This window comes from Xaviernesmea rhizosphaerae (genome assembly GCF_001938945.1).
In the GTDB taxonomy this organism is placed as follows: Bacteria; Pseudomonadota; Alphaproteobacteria; order Rhizobiales; family Rhizobiaceae; genus Xaviernesmea; species Xaviernesmea rhizosphaerae.
In genome coordinates, this window is the sequence record NZ_MKIO01000047.1 from 64,779 (window position 1) to 80,604 (window position 15,826).

Consider the following 15,826-nt stretch of genomic DNA (forward strand, 5'->3'; position numbering starts at 1 on the left):
CCCATGCCCGACCTGCCGATGTCCGACCTACTAGACCGCCGCCTTCACGCCTATCGTCCCGACCTTGCCGAGGAGGCTCTGCGCGGCCGGGTGGAAGCGCTCGCCTTCGTCGAAGGCAATCCGGGCATGATCACCGTCCCGGTGGTCCAGCTTCGGTCGACGCCGGATCTTTTCGCCGGCACCGATACCGAGCTTCTGCTCGGCGAAACACTGCGCATCCTCGATGTTGCCCAGGGCTGGGCCTGGATCAAGGCCGACCGCGATGGCTATGTCGGCTATGTGCCCGATTATGCCGTGGTGAGCGATGGCCCTGCGCCGACCCATATCGTCACCGTCCCGCGCAGCTTCGTCTATTCCGGCCCGGACCTGCGCCTGCCGACGGTGCAGGCGCTTTCCATGGGCTGCCGGCTGACGCTTGTCGGCGAGCATTCCACCCGCGGCACGCTCTACCGCACCCTGCCGGATGGCAGCGCCGTGGTGGCGGCCCATGTCGCGCCGCTGGAGGCGCCGCCGGCGCCCGATTATGTCGCGGTGGCCGCACGGTTTCTGGAGACGCCCTATCTCTGGGGCGGTCGCTCGGGCTTCGGCATCGATTGCTCGGGCCTCGTCCAGCTCTGCCTGATGATGGCGGGACAGGCCGCGCCGCGCGATACCGACATGCAGGAGGCCGGTCTCGGCCAGGCGATCGCGCGCGAGGCGCTGCGCCGGGGCGACCTCGTCTTCTGGAAGGGGCATGTGGCGATCATGGAGGACGACACCACGATCCTGCACGCCAACGGCCATTCCATGACAGTGGCGCGCGAGCCGCTCATCGATGCCATCGAACGGGTCGAGCGGCTCTATGGCGGCCCCACAAGCTATCGCCGGCCTAGAGCATCGGAGTGAAAATAGTACTCAGTGCGATGCTCTAGATTTTTGTTTTTGCATCGGATTTTTCCGAAAACCGGTTCCCACTTTTTGGGTCCAATGCTCTATTGGCTGACGGTGGCGCTTTCCACCGCCTCGATGTTGAAGGCGGCCGCCATCAGCGCGCGGGTATAGTCCTCGCGCGGGGCGGAGAAGATCTGCCGGGAGGGGCCCTGCTCCACCACCTTGCCGCCGCGCATGACGATCACCTCGTTGGCGAGCGCGCGCACGACCTTCAAATCGTGGCTGATGAAGAGATAGGCGAGCCCGTGGCGCGCCTGCAGATCGCGCAGGAGATCGACCACCTGCGCCTGAACGCTCATGTCGAGCGCCGAGGTCGGCTCATCCAGCATCACGAATTCGGGCTTGAGCACCATGGCGCGGGCAATGGCGATGCGCTGGCGCTGGCCGCCGGAGAACTCGTGCGGATAGCGCCAGCGGGTGGCGGGGTCGAGCCCGACCTCCTCCAGCGCCTGCGCCACCCTGCGGTCGCGCTCGGCGGAAGACAGCGAGGGTTCATGCACCTGCAGCCCCTCGGCGATGATGTCCGAGACGGCCATGCGCGGGCTCAAGGAGCCGAAGGGATCCTGGAAGACGACCTGCATGCGCCGGCGCAGGGGCCGCATGCCCCCGGCATTCAGCCCGCCGATCTCCTGGCCGAGAAAGGCGATGCGCCCCTTCGAGCCGATCAGCCGGGTCAGCGCCAGACCGAGCGTGGTCTTGCCGGAGCCGGATTCGCCTACGACCCCCAGCGTTTCCCCGGCGCGCAAGGTGAGGTCGATGCCGTCGACGGCCTTCACATGATCGACCGTTCGGCGCAGGAAGCCGGCCTTGATCGGAAACCAGACCTTGACCTCGTTGCCCTCCATCACGACGGGCCGCGCCGCATCGGCCACCGGCGGCTCGCCCTTCGGCTCGGCGGCGAGAAGATGGCGAGTATAGGCATGCTGCGGATTGGCGAAAATCTCCGCCGTCGGCCCTGTTTCGACGATCCTTCCCTTGGTCATCACGCAGACGCGATCGGCGATCTTGCGCACGATGCCGAGATCATGGGTGATGAAGAGCATGGACATGCCATGCTCATCCTTGAGCGTTTTCAAAAGCGCCAGGATCTGCGCCTGCACGGTGACGTCGAGCGCGGTGGTCGGCTCGTCGGCGATCAGCAGGTCCGGCCGGTTGGCCAGCGCCATGGCGATCATCACCCGCTGGCGCTGGCCGCCGGAGAGTTCATGTGGATAGGCGGCCAGCCGCTTTTCCGGCTCGCGAATGCCGACCTGGTTGAGGAGCTCCAGCACGCGCGCCCGCGCCGCCGGGCCTTCCAGCCCCTGATGCAGCGTCAGGATCTCGGCGATCTGCCGCTCGATCGTGTGGAGCGGATTGAGCGAAGTCATCGGCTCCTGGAAGATCATGGTGATGTCGTTGCCGCGCACGGCGCGCAACTCCTGCTCGGGCGCCGCCAGGAGATCGCGCCCCTTGAAGCGGATCTCGCCGGCGGGATGGCTGGCGGCCGGATAGGGCAGGAGCTTCAGGATCGAATTGGCCGTCACCGACTTGCCCGACCCCGATTCTCCCACCAGCGCCACCACCTCGCCGGGCAGGATGTCGAAGGACACCCCCTCGACCGCCATCGCGGTCCGCCCGCCCTGGTGAAAGGCGACGGAAAGATTGCGGACGGAAAGAAGCGGTTCGGTCATGGGGCGATGCTTTGCAGGAGGCTGGTCAGGGTGGGCAGATCGGGACGCAGGAGAGTGAGAGGTTCGATCTGGATGGCGCCAACAAGAGGGTGCGTCAGAGCTGATACGGGGCCGATGCCGGTATCGGCTGTCATCAAATGACTACAGCCCGCGCTGAGCGCGCTGGCTACGTGAATTGCGTCTGGCAGCTTCAAGGCTCTGCGTTCAGCCCGAAGAAGTGCAGCGACATCAAGGATTGAGGCTGTCACAGGCGCTACGGAGAGCCAAGCATTGCCGTGCGACAAGTACCGATATTCCTGTGCGATAATGGTTTGCCCGAGGCGGTAGGGCCGAACGAGCAGCTCCGAGAAGGTCAACGCGCTGGTGATAAAGGGCGGCGTTTCATGGTCGCGAGACCGTTTCAGCAATTCCTGCAATGCTTTGCTTTCAGGCGTTTGACTTTCAAGCAACAGGATCAGGACATTGGTATCGAGATAGATCGGCGTCGATGCGGTCATTCATCGTCCCATTCATCGCGCAGGGCACGGATACGGCGCACTGCCTCCTCCACGGAGACGGATTCCGCTCCGGAGGCGTGATGGCGGCGAATGGCTTCAAGTGTGTCTTCAGCATTGCGGGGAGCGGACTGCGGCGAGGCGATCCGGTCAAGCACTGCGAAGCGCGACCCCTGAATTTTCCCGATGCGTTCGAGATTTTCTCTCGTGCTCGGTGCCTCGTCCGAACTCGCTGCATCCGGCACCTCATCGATAACGATGCGCACCATCGCGCCCTCGGGCAGGCCTTCGCGCAGATCCTCCGGCAGTTTCGAGGCAGGGTAATGCTCACGCACGATCTTGTTCATGATGCCGCTCCTGTGCCCACGCGGTTGACCGGCCGCGCCGGGCCTATTCTACGCGCTTTCGCCCTCATCGGAAGGTCTTGCGCGGGTCGAAGGCGTCGCGGGTGGCCTCGCCGATGAAGATCAGGAGCGACAGCATCACCGACATGACGACGAAGGCGGTGAGCCCCAGCCAGGGCGCCTGCAGGTTGGATTTGCCCTGGGCGATCAGCTCGCCGAGGGAGGGCGAGCCCGGCGGCATGCCGAAGCCGAGGAAGTCCAGTGAGGTCAGCGTGGTGATCGAGCCCGAGAGGATGAAGGGCAGGAAGGTCAGCGTCGCCACCATGGCATTGGGCAGGAGATGGCGCAGCATGATCGTGGCATTGCCGACGCCAAGCGCGCGGGCCGCTCGCACATATTCGAAATTGCGCGCCCTGAGAAACTCCGCCCGGACCACGCCGACGAAGCCGACCCAGGAGAACAGCAGCATGATGCCGAGCAGAACGAAGAAGCCGGGCGGCAGGATCGCGGCGATGATCAGGAGAATGTAGAGAACCGGCATGGACGACCAGATCTCGATGAAGCGCTGCATCAACAGATCGGTCCAGCCGCCGAAATAGCCCTGGATGGCGCCGGCCGTGACGCCGATGAGGGCGGAAAGCAAGGTCAGCGCCAGACCGAAGAGCACGGAAATGCGGAAGCCATAGATCATCCGCGCGGCGACATCGCGCGCCTGATCGTCGGTGCCGAGCCAGTTAAGATTGCCGAGGATGCATTGCGGATCGCTGACGCCGCCGGCATAGCCGGCGCAGCGCTCCTCAGGGCTCATCAGCCAGAAGGGGGCGGTGGGCGCGGAATGCGGCACGTTGGAATTGGCCGTGCGGTAGGAATAGCGGATCGGCGGCCAGATCATCCAGCCATTCGCTTCGATCTCCGCGCGGATGAAGTCGGAGCGATAGTCGGTCTGGGCGAGGAAGCCGCCGAACTTTTCTTCCGGGTAATCGATGAGAACAGGCACGAGCAGCTCGCCCTTGTAGGAGGCGAGGATCGGCTTGTCATTGGCGATGAATTCGGCGCACAGGCTGAGGCCGAACAGGATGAGGAACAGGATCAGCGACCAGTAGCCGCGCCGGTTGGCCTTGAAATTCTCCCAGCGGCGGCGGCTGACGGGCGAGAGGCCGCGCCGGCGCCCGCCGTCCGGGATCGGCGCCACGATTGCCGGATCGGAGACCATCGCGTTCATCACACATCCCTCCGGTCGAAGTCGATGCGCGGATCGACCCAGGTATAGATCAGGTCGGAGAGCAGGCTGACGACAAGGCCGAGCAGCGAGAAGATATAGAGCGTGGCGAAGACGATCGGATAGTCGCGCTTGACCACCGATTCATAGCCGAGCCGGCCCAGCCCATCGAGCGAGAAGATATATTCGATCAGCAGTGAGCCGGTGAAGAAGGCGGAGATGAAGGCGGCCGGAAAGCCGGCGATGACGATCAGCATGGCATTTCGGAACACATGGCCATAGAGCACCCGCCGCTCAGACAGGCCCTTGGCGCGGGCGGTGACGACATATTGCTTGCGGATCTCGTCGATGAAGGAATTCTTGGTGAGCAGCGTCGTCGTGGCGAAGGCCGAGAGCAGCAGCGTCACCAGCGGCAGCGTCATGTGCCAGAGATAGTCCAGGATCTTCTGCCACCAGGAAAGATCGGCGAAATTGTCCGAGACGATGCCGCGCAGCGGAAACCAGTTGAAGAAGGAGCCGCCGGCAAACAGCACGATCAGCAGGATGCCGAACAGGAAGCTCGGCACCGCATAGCCGACAATGATGATGCCCGAGGTCCAGACATCGAAGGGCGAGCCGTCCTCCACCGCCTTCTTGATGCCGAGCGGAATCGAGATCGCATAGGAGAGAATCAGGATCCAGACGCCGAGCGAGATCGACACCGGCATCTTGTCGAGGATCAGGTCGATCACGGGCGTGTTGCGGAAGAAGCTCTCGCCGAAATCGAAGCGGATATAATTGCCCATCATCGTCAGGAAGCGTTCGAGCGGCGGCTTGTCGAAGCCGAACTGCTTTTCGAGCTTGGCGATGAATTCCGGGTCGAGGCCCTGGGCGCCGCGATACTGGCCGCCGCCTTCATCCATGGCGGAAGCGCCGAAATCATTGCCGCCGCCCGACAGACGGTCGCCGCTCTGGCCGGAGAGGTCGGAGATGACCTGTTCCACCGGACCACCGGGCGCGAATTGCACGACGACGAAGGAAATCGCCATGATGCCGAGGATGGTGGGAATCATCAGCGCCAGACGGCGCAGGATATAGGCGCCCATCAGCAGGGCCGCTCCGGGTTGACAGCCGGGGCGGGCAGATGGCGATGGCCTTCAGGCGCCAAAGGCACGGCGTGCGGTTTCAACATCCATGGTGCGGCCGGGCGGGTCATGTCGTGTCTTTCTGTCTCGGTCGGGGCGCTCGCGCAGCGGCGCCGCCTGTTCTCGTCGAGCCTCCCGCCGGGCCGGAGGGATCGGCCACCCGTGTCGCCCAGGACAGGAGTCCCCGACACTGGCGGTCCAAGCTTTCACGAGGCTGTCTTTGTGAAGGGCGGGCGCGGGCGGATTACGGCTGCGACCACCACAGCGCCGGGAAGCCGACGGCATATTCCGGCAGCGGGTCCGGGTGCTTCAGCCGTTTGGCATAGGCGATGTTGGAATTCTTCGAGGCATAGGTCGGCACGATGATGTGGTGGGCGAGCAGCACGCGGTCGAGCGCATGGGTCGCGGCCACCAACTCCTCGCGGTCGCGCGCGAAGATCACCTTGCGGATCAGCGCGTCGACGCCGGGATTGCTGATGCCGGAGAAGTTCTGCGAGCCCTCGCGTGCGGCCGCTTGCGAACCCCAATATTCCGTCTGCTCATTGCCGGGATTGAGCGACTGCGCCCAGCCCAGATAGAGCATGTCGAAATCGCGCCCGCGCCAGCGGTTGGTGAACTGCGCGGAATCGACCGAGCGCACGCTGGCCTCGATGCCGATGCGCTTGAGGTTCTGGGAAAAGGGCAGGGCGACCCGCTCGATCGTGTTGCCGTCGAGCAGGATCTCGAAGGTCAGCGGCTCGCCGGTCTTCACATTGACCATGCGGTTGTTCTTCAGCTCGTAGCCCGCCTCTTTCAGAAGCGCGATCGCCTGGCGCAGATTTTCGCGCATCTTGGTGGGGTCGCCGCCGACAGGGTTCAGATAGGGCTTGGTAAAGACATCGGCCGGAACCTGATCCTTGAGGCCCTGAAGGATCTCCAGCTCCTTGCCCTGGGGCAGGCCCGAGGAGGCCAGCTCCGTGCGGTAGAAGAAGCTGTCGATCCGGTCATACTGGCCGAAGAAGATCGTCCGTTTCAGCTCCTCGAAATCGAAGGCATAGTTCAGCGCCTCGCGTAGCTTCGGGTTCTGAAATTTGTCCCGGCGCAGATTGTAGATGAAGCCGACCATGACGCCGGAGTTGCGGTTGTCGTTCTCAAGCGATTCGCGCACGATCCGGCCATCCTTGACGGCGGGGAAGTCGTAGGCGGTCGCCCAGCGTCGGGCTGAATTCTCCCAGCGATAATCGGCATTGCCGGAGCGGAAGGCCTCGAAGGCCACGTCGAGATCGGCGAAATAGGTGAAGCTGATCGCAGCGAAATTGTTCTGGCCGATGTTGACGGGCAGATCCTTGCCCCAGTAATCCGGGTTACGCTCGTAGCGCAGCGCCGAGCCGGGCGCGATCGATACCAGCCTATAGGGGCCCGAGCCCATCGGCGCTTCCAGCGTGGTGCGGGAGATGTCGCGTGCCTTGCCATCGGGCCCCTGGCCCTGCCACCACAGTTTGGGCACGATCAGGAGGCCGCCGAGGATGTGTGGCAGCTCCTTGTTGCCTGTTTCGTCGAAGGTGAAGGTCACCTCGCGCTCGGCCGTCTTCTCGGCCTTGACCACATGCTTGTAGTAGAATTCGCTCTGGGGATTGAGCGCCTTGGTCTGCTCGAAGCTGAAGATCACATCCTCCGGCGTGATCGGCGTGCCGTCGGACCAGCGGGCCTCGGCGCGCAGGCGAAATTTCGCCCAGGCAATGTCCTCGGGGAAGGAGACGGCCTCAGCGATCAGCCCATAAGTGGAGGAGATCTCGTCCATCGAGGGCTTCATCAGCGTTTCGAAGACCAGGCCCATGGACATTCCCGAGGCATCCGCGGCGGGGCCGACGAGGCCAACGGCCAGATCGCCCTTGGCCAGCAGCGGATTGGTGCTGTCGAAGCTGCCCATGATGTTCAGCCTGACCTCGCCGCCCTGAGGTGCTGCGGCGTTGACATAGTCGAAGCGCTGGAAGCCTTCGGCATATTTCAGCGGACCGACCATCGACAGCCCGTGGCGCCAGACCGGCGCCGCTGCCTGCCCGCCCGTCTGCGCCTGTTTCCCGGTCTGGCCTGCCGCATCCTGCGCCAGCACCGGCGCGGCACCGAGCGCGATGGTGGCTCCAAGTGCGAGCACCTGCAGAAGGCAGGCAAAAGGACGTCTCACGCGCAGCGTCATCCGGTCGAGCAGGGCGGTCGGGGCCAAACATCTCTCCATGTTATGGGGCGGCAGTCATCTGTCAGATGGCGGCAACCAGGGGGCGGGCGTCATCAAATCGACATGCGGCAGAATAGGGGAAACTGCGGCAAAAGACAGGCCGCATGCTGCAATGCCCGATCACGCTTGCGCGCGGGCAAATCTCCATAGCTGCAAATGTATTGTGCCTGACTGCTTTTGCCGCCCCGCCGGCGCGCATGACGCAAGTCTGACACAAAGGCGATGTTCTAGCAGGAGGAAAGCACGGCGCGCAGGCGTCGATTCCCTCGGGCTTGCGCCCGGCTTCTGAGGACAGAGGCCGGCCGATCATCGGATATTCCCCATGGCCTTGCGATCCTCCCGCTCCTTCCGCCACCTGTTTGCCGGCGCCCTCGTTGCGGCGCTTCTGCCGCTGTCTGCCCATGCCCAGGATCCCACGCCGGCCAAGCAGCTCTTCGGCGCGGTGACGCTGCCCTCTGCGGGCGCCACGGCGCCGATCGGCTCCTATGCCAAGGGCTGTCTCGCCGGCGGCGTGCAAATGCCGGCGGACGGGCCGACCTGGCAGGCCATGCGCCTGTCGCGCAACCGGCGCTGGGGCACGCCGGAACTCGTCAGCTTCATCGAGCGCTTCTCGGGTCAGGCGGCCAGCTTGGGTTGGGGACGCGGCGTCCTGGTCGGCGACATGTCGCAGCCGCGCGGCGGGCCGATGCTCAACGGCCATGCCTCCCACCAGATCGGACTCGACGTCGACATCTGGTTCCGGCCGATGCCGGCCAAGACGCTCTCGGCCGAGGCGCGCGAGACCTATCCCTTCGCCTCCATGCTGGACAAGTCGAAGTTCCTCACCGTCGATTCGCAGCGCTGGACGCCCACCCATGCCAAGCTCTTGCTGAAAGCGGCGGCCCAGCCGGAGGTGGAGCGGATCTTCGTCAATCCGGCGATCAAGAAGAAGCTCTGCGACACCTGGACCGGCGACCGCAGCAATCTCGGCAAGATTCGGCCGATGTACGGCCATGACGAGCATTTCCACATTCGCCTGAAATGCCCTGCCGGCGACACATCCTGCAAGCCGCAGGCCGCCGTGGCCGCCGGCGATGGCTGCGACAAGTCGCTCGCCTGGTGGTTCACGCCCGAGCCCTGGGCCAAGCCGAAGCCCCAGCCGAAGCCCGCGCCGGACCAGAAGCCGGTGAAGCCACGCTTCACCACGCTCGCCGACCTGCCGAAGGCCTGCTCCGCCGTTCTGGCCGCCCCCGCCGCGGCTGGCGTGAAGGTCCAGCCCGCGCCGGTCAAGTCCGGCCTGGTGCCGCCGGCCAGCGTGCCCGACGCCGAAGGTGGCGAGGAGTAATATAGTCTGCTTTTTAGATTATGGGTAAAAAGCGCCGGTAGCCTGCCGCTGCCGGCGCTCTTTCGTGCGCCATCCCCCTCGACAGACGCTTTAAAACGATTAGAAGCTGTGGTCTCAACCGACTTATGTCGAGGTGGCCGCTGTTCGGCATGGCCGCCGGGAGGGGAACGGGATGGCCGATACACCATGCATCGCACTGATCGCCCATGACCAGAAGAAGCAGGACCTGGCGGATTTCGCACGCGCGCATGAGGCTGTCCTCGCGCGCTACCGCATCGTCGCCACCGGCACGACCGGCGGCCGGGTGCAGGAGGCCTGTCCGAGCCTTGTGGTCACGCGGCTGAAGAGCGGTCCCCTGGGTGGCGATCAGCAGATCGGCGCGCTGATCGCGACCGGCGAGGTGGACATGCTGATCTTCTTCACCGATCCGCTGACGGCCATGCCCCATGATGTCGACGTCAAGGCGCTGATGCGGCTTGCCACCGTTTACGACATTCCCATGGCGTTGAACCGCGCCACGGCCGAGCAGTTGATCGTCTTCGCACAGTCCTGATAGAGCTTAAGCCAGTCCCACTTCACGGAACCGCCCATGTCCCTGCCCACCGACGAAGACCTCACCGCCGGCCTCGCTTTTCCGATCCTGATCGGCGACATCGGCGGCACCAATGCCCGCTTCGGCCTGATCCCCGATGCCGGGTCGCAGCCGCATCTGTTTCCGATCGTTCCCACCGGCGGCTATAAGAGCATCGAAGAAGCGCTGATTTCCGGCGTGTTGCCCAAGGACATGGCGCGCCCGCGCTCGGCCATCATCGCGGTTGCCGGCCCGATCAAGGGCGACGAGATCCCGCTGACCAATGCCGGCTGGATCATCCGCCCAATTGACATGATTGCGGCGCTCGATCTGACGGAAGTGATCGTCATCAACGATTTCGAGGCCCAGGCTCTGGCGATCGCCGATCTGTCGGACGAGAACCGGGTCAAGGTCGGCGGCGGCGAAGTGCTGGCGGACCATTCCTGCGCCGTTCTCGGGCCGGGCACCGGCCTCGGCGTCGCCGGCCTCGTCCATGCGCGTCAGACCTGGTTTCCGGTTCCCGGCGAAGGCGGCCATGTCGATCTCGGGCCGCGCACGGCGCGCGATCTTGCCATCTGGCCGCATCTGGAAACCATCGAGGGGCGCATTTCCGGCGAGCAGGTCATCTGCGGCCGCGGCCTGCTCAATCTCTACCGCGCCATCTGCGCGGCCGATGGCAAGCCGGCCCTCTATGCCGATCCGGCCGAAGTGACCCAGGCCGCGCTCGCCCATGAAGATGCCGCAGCCGACGAGACGCTGAAGCTGTTCTCCACCTATCTCGGCCGCATCGCCGGCGACATGGCCATGGTGTTCATGGCGCGCGGCGGCGTGTTCCTCGCCGGCGGCATCGCCCAGAAGATCCTGCCGGCGCTGCAGGGCCCCGAATTCCGCGCGGGCTTCGAGGACAAGGCGCCGCATTCGGCCCTTCTGAAGACGATCCCGACCTTCGTCGTCACTCATCCTGCCGCCGCCCTTTCCGGGCTTTCGGCCTATGCCCGCGCGCCGCAGCGTTTCGGCCTGACCACGGAAGGCCGCTGCTGGCGGCCTTAAGCGCCGGCTCGTCCATCCGCGATCCAAAGGGCCTGCCCGTGCGGGCCCTTGAACGAGCGGGCCCTTGAATCGGCAAACCCTTTGCCGGGTGCATGCCGAAGGCCTTGGCGCAAGACTCGCCAAATCCAAGCCAAGCGATTATAGGAGCGGCGACCAAGCGTGTCTTTCGCGGGACGGAAGGCTGGGATTGGCAGACGGAGCGCGCCTGAAGCAAGCGCCCGGGGACATCGTGGCCGAAGCAATCGGCCGGTCCGTCCGGTACGCGCTGCCCCGCCCGTCAGCCTGTCCAGTCCCATCGTCTCGCTCGGCGCGTTCAGGATGCTGTGGCGGCCCGCCCGCCGGCAAGCTCTCAAGGCCCGCAAGCCCTCAAGGATAGGCGCATTGAAAGACAAAAAGATCAAGCAGCCCGCCGTTGACGCCGAGACGATCACGAGCGTGCTCAAGCGGGTCGTGGCCGAGAATGGCCGGGCCCACATCAAGGGCTATGTCTTCGCCATCATCTGTCTCGGCATCATCGCCGGCTCCACCGCCTTTGCCGCCTGGATCATGGAGTCGGTCGTCAACGAGGCCTTCGCCAACAAGCGCGCCGACATGGTGCTGATCATCTGCGCCGCCATCTTCTTCTCCTTCCTGATTCGCGGTTTCGCCACCTATGGCCAGGCCGTGGCGCTGTCGAAGATCGGCAACAGCATCGTCGCCAGCTATCAGCGCCGCCTCTATTCCCATCTGATGGCGCTGTCGGTCGGCTATTACACCGACACCCGCTCGGCCCGTATCTCCGCCAAGATCAGCCAGAACGTCTCGGGCATCCGCGATGTGCTGAACATGACGGTCACCTCGATCGCGCGCGACCTGCTGACGCTGATCGCGCTGATCGGCGTGATGATCTCCAAGGACTGGCTGCTGACGCTGATCGTCTTCGTGGTGGCGCCGCCGCTTCTGCTCGGCCTGCGCTATGTCTCGCGGCGGCTGCGCCAGGCCACGCGCGAATCGGTGGAGATCAACAGCCACGTGCTCGGCGCCATGCAGGAGACGATCCAGGGCATCTCGATCGTCAAGGCCTTCACCATGGAGGACCAGCTGCGCGGCAAGGTGGAATCGATCATCGACCGCGCCGAAAACCGCGCCAACCGCATTGCGCGTCTGTCGGAGCGCACCGCGCCCATGACCGAGACCTTTGCCGGCTTGGCGATCTCGAGCGTGCTGGCCTATGCCGCCTTCCGCGCGATTTATGACAATGTGCCGCCGGGCGCCTTCTTCTCCTTCGTCACCGCGCTTTTGATGGCCTATGACCCGGCCCGGCGGCTTGCCCGCCTGCAGGTCTCGCTGGAGCGCGCCGTCGTCAATGCGCGGATGATCTACGAGGTACTGGATACGGTGCCCCACCAGCGCGACAAACCCGGCGCCACCGCGCTGCATGTCGGCATGGCCAGCATCGAGTTCCGCGATGTCGCCTTCTCCTATGCCGAAGGCGGCGACATGATCCTCAAGGGTGTGAGCTTCACGGCCGAGGGCGGCAAGACCACGGCGCTGGTCGGCCCCTCGGGCGCCGGCAAGACCACGGTCATCGGCCTTATCCCCCGCTTCTATGATCCCACCGCTGGCCAGATCCTGATCGACGGACAGGATATTCTCGACGTGACCAAGGCCTCGCTGCGCGCCCAGCTCGCCTATGTCTCGCAGCAGCCCTATCTGTTCGAAGGCACGATCCGCGACAATATCCGCTATGGCCGCGAGGGGGCGAGCGATGCCGAGGTGGAAGAAGCCGCCCGGCTCGCCTATGCCCATGACTTCATCCTGGCGCAGCCGCAGGGCTATGACACGCCGGTGGGCGAAAACGGCGTGACGCTTTCGGGCGGCCAGCGCCAGCGCCTATCGATCGCCCGCGCCCTGGTGCGCAACGCGCCGATCCTGCTGCTCGACGAGGCCACCTCCGCGCTCGACACGGAATCGGAAGCCGCCGTGCAGAAGGCGCTGGACCATGCGATGGAGGGACGCACCGTCGTCGTCATCGCCCACCGCCTGTCCACCATTGTCAATGCCGACAAGATCGTGGTGATGCGCGACGGCATGGTGGTCGAGGAGGGCTCGCATGATGCGCTCGCCGGGCGCCGCGAGGGCCTTTATGCCCGTCTGCACAATCTTCAGGCGCCACTCGCGCCGTCCTCTGCGGCGTCCGGCCCTGCCTCCGATCCCGCTGCCTTTGATGCATCGACCGGCGAGACGCCGGCCAAGCAAACGCCTCCCAGCGAAACGCCCGCAATCGAAAAGCCCGCCAGCGAGGAGCAAGCCCGATGAGCCTGTCCGATATGAAGCTCGTGGTCACGGGCGCCGCCGGCCGCATGGGCCAGGCGCTGATCCGCGTCATTCATCAGACGCCCGGCGTCGTGCTGCATGCAGCGGTCGCCCGTTCCGGTTCGGCCTTTGTCGGCCGGGATGCCGGCGAGCTGGCCGGCCTGGGGCCCATAGGCCTGGCGGTGACCGATGATCCGCTCAAGGCCTTTCTCGATGCCGATGGCGTGATCGACTTCACGAAGCCGGAAACCTCTGTCGATTTTGCCGGCCTTGCGGCCCAGGCGCGCATCGTCCACGTCATCGGCACCACCGGCTGCTCGCAGACCGACGATGCGGCGTTCGAGGCGGCGTCCCGCCACGCGCGGCTGGTCAAGTCGGGCAATATGAGCCTCGGCGTCACGCTCCTGGCCGCGCTGACGCAGACGGCGGCGCGCGCTCTGCCGGCCCGCGACTGGGACATCGAAATCCTGGAAATGCACCACCGCCACAAGGTGGATGCCCCCTCGGGCACGGCACTGCTTCTAGGCGATGCGGCCGCGCGCGGCCGGGCGATTTCCCTCAAGGAACAGTCCGTGCGCGTGCGCGATGGGCATACGGGCCCGCGCCCCGAGGGCACGATCGGTTTCGCCACGCTGCGCGGCGGCTCGGTGGTGGGCGAGCATTCGGTCTATCTCGCCGGCGAGGGCGAGGAGGTGATCCTGTCGCACCGCGCCACGGACCGGGCGATTTTTGCCCGCGGCGCGGTTGCGGCCGCGCTCTGGGCACGTGACAAAAAGCCCGGCCTCTATACGATGCCCGACGTTCTCGGACTGAACTGACCCTTCCCGCGCCTCCCGGCGGGTGAGGGCGACAGGCCGGACTTCAAGCTTTAACCGTCAACACCTCGAAGGAAAGTCATTCATGAGCGGAACCCTTGTGCTCGTCCGTCACGGCCAGAGCGACTGGAACCTGAAGAACCTCTTCACCGGCTGGCGCGACCCGGATCTGACCGAGCTTGGCGTGGAAGAGGCCAAGACCGGCGGCAAGGCGCTGGCCGAAACCGGCATCAAGTTCGACATCGCCTTCACCTCGGCGCTGACCCGCGCCCAGCGGACCTGCCAGTTCGTGCTCGACGCGGTCGGCCAGAGCGATCTGGAAACCATCCGCAACCAGGCGCTGAACGAGCGCGACTATGGCGATCTCTCCGGCCTCAACAAGGACGATGCCCGCGCCAAGTGGGGCGAGGAGCAGGTGCATATCTGGCGCCGGTCCTATGACATCGCCCCTCCCGGCGGCGAATCGCTGCGCGACACCGGCGCCCGCGTCTGGCCCTATTACATGACCGATATCCTGCCGCGCGTGCTCTCCGGCCAGAAGGTTCTGGTCGCCGCCCATGGCAATTCGCTGCGCGCGCTGGTGATGGTTCTCGACCGCCTGAGCCGCGAGGAGATCCTCAAGCTCAACCTCGCCACCGGCGTGCCGATGGTCTACACGCTCAACGCCGATTCCAGCGTCGCCACCAAGACGGTGCTGGGCGATATGTCCGGCGCGCACTGAGCCATTGCACACCAAAGCATCGGACCGAAAAGTGGGAACCGGTTTTCGGAGAAAACCGATGCGGAAACAAAATCCTAGAGCATTGGATTGCGCAAGATGTGCAGTCCGATGCTCTAGGAACAGAAAAGCCGGCTTCGCGAGGGGCCGGCTTTTTCGTGTTCGCGTGCAACTCGCTCACGCGCCGAGCGCCCCGGCCTCCCAGCCGAGCATGGCGCGCTTGCGCGTTAGGCCCCAGTGATAGCCGGTGAGTGCCCCGCCCTTGCCGAGCGCGCGGTGGCAGGGGACGACGAAGGAGACGGGATTGCGCCCCACCGCCGCGCCCACCGCGCGCGAGGCCTTGGGGCTGCCGATGCGCGCGGCGATGGCCGAATAGGTCTCGGCCCGGCCGAGCGGAATGTCGAGCAGCGCCTGCCACACGCGAACCTGGAAGTCCGAGCCGATCAGCACCACCCGCAGCGGCTCTTCCGGCCGCCAGCGGGCGGGGTCGAAGATGCGGCCGACATAGGGCGCGGTCGCCGGTCCGTCCTCGACGAAGCGGGCCTCCGGCCAGCGCCGCGCCATATCCTCGAAACAGGCAGCCTCCCCCCCGGCATCGGCGAAGGCAAGCCCCGCCAGGCCCCGCTCGGTGATCATCACGAGCGCCTGGCCGAAGGGGGAGGGGTGAAAGCCGGTGCGGATCGTCAGCCCCGCCCCGCGCGCCTTCCATTCCCCCGGCGACATGGCCTCATGGGTGACGAAGAGATCGTGCAGCCGGCCGGGCCCGGACAGGCCGAGCTCGATGCTGGCTTCGAGCAGCGGCAGGCCCTCCTGGCCGAGCAGGCGCTTGGCATGGTCGAGCGTCACCGCCTGCAGAAAGGCCTTGGGCGACAGGCCCGCCCAGCGCGAAAAGGTCTTCTGCAGTTCGGTCGGCGATTGGCCGAGCTGGCGGGCCAGCTCCTCCAGGCCCGGCTGCGCCCGATAGTCCAGCGTCAGGCGTTCGATGATCCGGCAGACCGTCTCGTAATCGCCGGCGCCGGGAAGGATTTCGGTGTCAAGCGTGGCGGCAAGCGTCATA

Annotated in this window: 14 protein-coding genes; 7 read left to right on the forward strand and 7 right to left on the reverse strand. The window is 65.4% G+C overall.

Features of this window, described 5'->3' with window-relative positions:
- The first annotated feature begins 18 nt into the window (after positions 1-18).
- Positions 19-885, forward strand: coding sequence for a C40 family peptidase (locus BJF92_RS23525; RefSeq protein ID WP_075637276.1), 867 nt, complete (start codon positions 19-21; stop codon positions 883-885).
- An 86-nt stretch (positions 886-971) separates the two neighbouring features.
- Here BJF92_RS23525 and BJF92_RS23530 read toward each other — a convergent pair whose 3' ends face one another.
- The 6 genes from BJF92_RS23530 to BJF92_RS23555 all read right to left on the reverse strand — a co-directional run bounded on the left by BJF92_RS23530 (position 972) and on the right by BJF92_RS23555 (position 7,957).
- Complete coding sequence (locus tag BJF92_RS23530; RefSeq protein WP_075637196.1) at positions 972-2,600, reverse strand: ABC transporter ATP-binding protein; 1,629 nt, start codon at positions 2,598-2,600, stop codon at positions 972-974.
- Entirely contained in the window at positions 2,597-3,097 is a 501-nt protein-coding gene (locus tag BJF92_RS23535; protein WP_075637197.1) for a type II toxin-antitoxin system VapC family toxin, read from the reverse strand. The genes BJF92_RS23530 and BJF92_RS23535 overlap by 4 nt, the downstream gene beginning before the upstream one ends.
- On the reverse strand, positions 3,094-3,441 hold the full coding sequence (locus BJF92_RS23540) for a hypothetical protein (RefSeq protein WP_075637198.1): 348 nt from the start codon (positions 3,439-3,441) through the stop codon (positions 3,094-3,096). The genes BJF92_RS23535 and BJF92_RS23540 overlap by 4 nt, the downstream gene beginning before the upstream one ends.
- 64 nt (positions 3,442-3,505) lie before the next feature.
- A complete protein-coding gene (locus tag BJF92_RS23545; RefSeq protein ID WP_139790698.1) occupies positions 3,506-4,651 on the reverse strand; it encodes an ABC transporter permease in 1,146 nt (381 codons plus the stop codon).
- An 8-nt stretch (positions 4,652-4,659) separates the two neighbouring features.
- The gene (locus tag BJF92_RS23550; RefSeq protein ID WP_075637200.1) at positions 4,660-5,742 is read right to left on the reverse strand and encodes a microcin C ABC transporter permease YejB; all 1,083 of its coding nucleotides are present in this window, start codon (positions 5,740-5,742) and stop codon (positions 4,660-4,662) included.
- 283 nt (positions 5,743-6,025) lie between these two features.
- Entirely contained in the window at positions 6,026-7,957 is a 1,932-nt protein-coding gene (locus tag BJF92_RS23555) for an extracellular solute-binding protein (RefSeq protein ID WP_078058363.1), read from the reverse strand.
- 361 nt (positions 7,958-8,318) lie between these two features.
- On the opposite strand from BJF92_RS23555, the gene mepA reads away from it, so the two are divergent.
- The 6 genes from mepA (at position 8,319) to BJF92_RS23585 (ending at position 14,772) form a co-directional block, all read left to right on the forward strand.
- On the forward strand, positions 8,319-9,320 hold the full coding sequence (gene mepA / locus BJF92_RS23560; protein WP_075637201.1) for a penicillin-insensitive murein endopeptidase: 1,002 nt from the start codon (positions 8,319-8,321) through the stop codon (positions 9,318-9,320).
- 172 nt (positions 9,321-9,492) lie between these two features.
- Positions 9,493-9,873 (forward strand): methylglyoxal synthase, encoded by a 381-nt coding sequence (locus BJF92_RS23565; RefSeq protein ID WP_075637202.1) that lies wholly within the window; start codon positions 9,493-9,495, stop codon positions 9,871-9,873.
- Between the two features lie 42 nt (positions 9,874-9,915).
- A complete protein-coding gene (locus tag BJF92_RS23570) occupies positions 9,916-10,941 on the forward strand; it encodes a glucokinase (protein WP_425356488.1) in 1,026 nt (341 codons plus the stop codon).
- 381 nt (positions 10,942-11,322) lie between these two features.
- Positions 11,323-13,239 carry an ABC transporter ATP-binding protein gene (locus BJF92_RS23575; RefSeq protein WP_245294878.1) on the forward strand — a complete coding sequence of 639 codons (1,917 nt, stop codon included), beginning with the start codon at positions 11,323-11,325 and terminating at the stop codon, positions 13,237-13,239.
- Positions 13,236-14,054: a 4-hydroxy-tetrahydrodipicolinate reductase gene (dapB, locus tag BJF92_RS23580; RefSeq protein ID WP_075637204.1), complete on the forward strand. Its 819-nt coding sequence runs from the start codon at positions 13,236-13,238 to the stop codon at positions 14,052-14,054. The genes BJF92_RS23575 and dapB overlap by 4 nt, the downstream gene beginning before the upstream one ends.
- An 82-nt stretch (positions 14,055-14,136) precedes the next feature.
- Entirely contained in the window at positions 14,137-14,772 is a 636-nt protein-coding gene (locus BJF92_RS23585) for a 2,3-bisphosphoglycerate-dependent phosphoglycerate mutase (protein WP_075637205.1), read from the forward strand.
- Positions 14,773-14,946: 174 nt separating this feature from the next.
- On the opposite strand, the gene BJF92_RS23590 is transcribed toward BJF92_RS23585, so the two are convergent.
- Positions 14,947-15,825: a methylated-DNA--[protein]-cysteine S-methyltransferase gene (locus BJF92_RS23590; protein ID WP_075637206.1), complete on the reverse strand. Its 879-nt coding sequence runs from the start codon at positions 15,823-15,825 to the stop codon at positions 14,947-14,949.
- Position 15,826 lies beyond the last annotated feature (1 nt).

Bases quoted from the DNA above. Each gene is read 5' to 3' on its own strand.
- BJF92_RS23535 (WP_075637197.1), bottom strand. From the start codon at position 3,097: ATGACCGCATCGACGCCGATCTATCTCGATACCAATGTCCTGATCCTG.
- BJF92_RS23565 (WP_075637202.1), top strand. From the start codon at position 9,493: ATGGCCGATACACCATGCATCGCACTGATCGCCCATGACCAGAAGAAG.
- BJF92_RS23585 (WP_075637205.1), top strand. From the start codon at position 14,137: ATGAGCGGAACCCTTGTGCTCGTCCGTCACGGCCAGAGCGACTGGAAC.
- BJF92_RS23590 (WP_075637206.1), bottom strand. From the start codon at position 15,825: ATGACGCTTGCCGCCACGCTTGACACCGAAATCCTTCCCGGCGCCGGC.
- dapB (WP_075637204.1), top strand. From the start codon at position 13,236: ATGAGCCTGTCCGATATGAAGCTCGTGGTCACGGGCGCCGCCGGCCGC.
- BJF92_RS23555 (WP_078058363.1), bottom strand. From the start codon at position 7,957: ATGACGCTGCGCGTGAGACGTCCTTTTGCCTGCCTTCTGCAGGTGCTC.
- BJF92_RS23550 (WP_075637200.1), bottom strand. From the start codon at position 5,742: ATGGGCGCCTATATCCTGCGCCGTCTGGCGCTGATGATTCCCACCATC.
- BJF92_RS23545 (WP_139790698.1), bottom strand. From the start codon at position 4,651: ATGGTCTCCGATCCGGCAATCGTGGCGCCGATCCCGGACGGCGGGCGC.
- BJF92_RS23525 (WP_075637276.1), top strand. From the start codon at position 19: ATGTCCGACCTACTAGACCGCCGCCTTCACGCCTATCGTCCCGACCTT.
- BJF92_RS23540 (WP_075637198.1), bottom strand. From the start codon at position 3,441: ATGAACAAGATCGTGCGTGAGCATTACCCTGCCTCGAAACTGCCGGAG.
- mepA (WP_075637201.1), top strand. From the start codon at position 8,319: ATGGCCTTGCGATCCTCCCGCTCCTTCCGCCACCTGTTTGCCGGCGCC.
- BJF92_RS23530 (WP_075637196.1), bottom strand. From the start codon at position 2,600: ATGACCGAACCGCTTCTTTCCGTCCGCAATCTTTCCGTCGCCTTTCAC.